The organism is Streptococcus sp. HMSC065H07 (assembly GCF_001837325.1).
Lineage (GTDB): Bacteria > Bacillota > Bacilli > Lactobacillales > Streptococcaceae > Streptococcus > Streptococcus salivarius_H.
On sequence record NZ_KV832042.1, the window covers coordinates 79457 to 82185 of the forward strand.

Sequence of the window (2729 nt, forward strand, 5' to 3'; positions counted from 1 at the left end):
GAGAAAAAGGAAAGTCCAAAATGGAAGATAAGGTTGGGCTTACTTTGGCATGTCTAAATATCAAAAAATTGGTAAAAATGATGGTAGGAAAGACCTGTTATTTTATCCAAATACCTCAATATTATTGGATTATGAGAGAATTAAGTGTGAATATAAAAAAAGACAAGCATCAAAAACGATGTTTGTCTTCATTCTGAATCAGAATTTTAATAGGAATTCTGATTTTTTTATGCAAATCCATTTAAAAGCCAAAGGGTGTTTAACTATTATTTATTAAAATATAGATAAATATCATTTGATTAGTATTTGTTAAGTAGGAGTGTTTAATTCAAACGACTTCATTATAATGGTTGTCACATACATTAAAATAATAAAAAATTGAAAAAGGTTGAAAAATAAAAATAACATGTTATAATTATGGCGTCTATATGAATAGGGAATATTGGTAGTAGTAACTTGAAGCCAACTTGATTGTAATCTTTCAACTCTTTCGGGGAGAGTTTTATACGATTACGTGTTGGTGCTTGGTACTATATGATATGGTATTGGGATAGGGTTATCATACCGATATTTTGATTTGTAAGATGGGGATAGAGCGTAAGTAAAGGGGACGCTCTTTAAAATGGGGAGAAGTTTTTATGAAATATATGTAAATTAGCAATACTGCTGGATTCAAAAACACTTTTATTAGCAAAGCGTTTTTTCTCCTGCAGTTTTTTTATTTATTAAATAGTGTATTTTTAAATTCGGGGGAGAAGACTAGAAAATCTCAAAACAATTGATATCCTTGGATGATATGACTTAGTTTTCTTGTCTTACTTCTTGAATTTTATACGTAATGATAGTCTTTTTATTGAGACCTTTTTCTTTATCTACTTTACATCATTTGCAAAACAAGACCAATAGCGAGGGCATTCCCTTTAATGCTTTTGGAGAAAGGATAACTCATTTTCCTTTTCATTGGTGCTAATGGAGTTGATGCCAATTATTTCACAACGCCAGATATGGAAGAGGCGGTCATTAAACGAGCAGTGATAGCTAATGCGCAAAAAGCCTATGTTCTAGCTGATGCCTCTAAACTTGGTCAGGTTACCTATGCTAAGGTAGCCGAGGTTGAGAAAGTAACCATAATCACAAATACTTCGGAAGAAGAACTCCTGAAAGAATTAAAAGAGAAAACGAGGGTTATTGAAGTATGATTTATACTGTAACGCTGAATCCATCAATCGACTTCATTGTTCGTATCGACAAGGTAGAGATTGGTGAAGTTAACCGTATAGAGAGTGATGATAAATTCGCTGGCGGTAAGGGTATTAATGTCAGCCGTATTCTACAACGTTTAGGAATTGACAATACTGCTACGGGCTTCATCGGTGGTTTTACAGGACGTTTTGTTACAGACAGTTTGGATGCTGAAGGTATTAAAACTACTTAGAATGGTGAGGCTGTAATGGTATTAGGAAAAGTAAGTGATTTTTTAATCAAGCATCAAAGATTGTTAATGTACTTAAGTATTTTTGCTGCGTTAATGTTATTAATGCGCTTAGTGTATGATGATGTTTTGATTGACCATGATAATCCCATCGTTTTAGCAATCTTTATAGGAATACTAGTTCTTTGGACCCTAGCATCTTACCTTAATCGAAGACAGCATATGCTATCCCACTTTATCTTACAGAGTTCGAAACTTATTAACGTCTATGCTGTAGACTTAGATTATCGTTTTATTGCGGTTAATAAGAATGATATTCGGCTCATGGAAGAAATCTTTTATTTCACTCCCAAAATTGGTGACTTTCCAATGAATTATCTTAATAGTGAAGATGCTGCGCGTTTAAAAGCAAATGTTGATCGTGCGAAAAAGGGTGAAACATTTATATTTATGGATACTATTAAGACAGGCGACAAAACGCTTTACTGGCAAAATATGTATTCTCCCATTTATAACAATCGCCAAAAAGTGATTGGTGTTTCTTGTTTTGTTCTTGATGTTACAGAGCAGAAATTTCATGAACTTGAAATACAGAGGATGGCATACGAAGATGTTTTAACACGGGTTCATAATCGACGATATATTGAGCTTGCTTTTGAGGAATGTCTGACACGTAAAGAAGAACAAATTACGGTTATTATATCTGATTTGAATAAATTCAAGGAAGCAAATGATACCTTTGGACATGCTACGGGAGATAAGATTCTAATTGAATTTGGTGATATTTTAACGAAGATAATGCCTGAAAGTGCTGTAATAGCAAGGTTAGGTGGAGATGAATTTGCGGTTTTACTCCCTGGAGTTTCTGAAAATCAAGCTGAATTTTTAATAAAACTTGTTCAAGCAGAAATGACTCTCAAAGATATGGGGATTACAGCATCTTTAGGTGCTTATACGGACTCTTATCAATCACATAAAAACTTCGTTGATTTTTTTGCAATAGCTGATAAGAAAATGTACGAAAATAAAAGTCAAAAAGGAGAACGTCGATGATGTTTCAAGATGTTGTTATTGTCATTCCTGCCTATGAACCTGATGACCGTTTGTTGGAACTTTTGAAAAATATTCGGGATAAGGAAAATCAAATGTTTGACATTATTCTAGTCGATGACGGTAGTGGAGCTGATTTTGCACCGTTATTTGTAATAGCTGATAAGAAAATGTACGAAAATAAAAGTCAGAAAGGAGAATCAGATGTTTGATATTATTCTAGTCGATGACGGTAGTGGAGCTGATT

2 protein-coding genes and 3 pseudogenes are annotated in these 2729 nt (G+C 33.5%); all 5 read left to right on the forward strand.

Annotated features, from left to right (window positions below; genetic code table 11):
* Positions 1-210, forward strand: a pseudogene (locus HMPREF2637_RS08475) (IS5/IS1182 family transposase); the annotation flags it as partial.
* Positions 211-956: 746 nt separating this feature from the next.
* Positions 957-1199, forward strand: a pseudogene (locus tag HMPREF2637_RS08480) (DeoR family transcriptional regulator); the annotation flags it as partial.
* Positions 1196-1429: pseudogene (locus HMPREF2637_RS08485) on the forward strand (PfkB family carbohydrate kinase); the annotation flags it as partial. The pseudogenes HMPREF2637_RS08480 and HMPREF2637_RS08485, both read left to right, overlap by 4 nt.
* A gap of 21 nt (positions 1430-1450) precedes the next feature.
* A complete protein-coding gene (locus HMPREF2637_RS08490; protein WP_037599187.1) occupies positions 1451-2485 on the forward strand; it encodes a sensor domain-containing diguanylate cyclase in 1035 nt (344 codons plus the stop codon).
* Entirely contained in the window at positions 2482-2694 is a 213-nt protein-coding gene (locus HMPREF2637_RS08495) for a glycosyltransferase family 2 protein (protein WP_070839945.1), read from the forward strand. Before HMPREF2637_RS08490 ends, HMPREF2637_RS08495 begins: the two co-directional genes overlap by 4 nt.
* Positions 2695-2729: the final 35 nt, after the last annotated feature.

Bases quoted from the DNA above. Each gene is read 5' to 3' on its own strand.
- HMPREF2637_RS08495 (WP_070839945.1), top strand. From the start codon at position 2,482: ATGATGTTTCAAGATGTTGTTATTGTCATTCCTGCCTATGAACCTGAT.
- HMPREF2637_RS08490 (WP_037599187.1), top strand. From the start codon at position 1,451: ATGGTATTAGGAAAAGTAAGTGATTTTTTAATCAAGCATCAAAGATTG.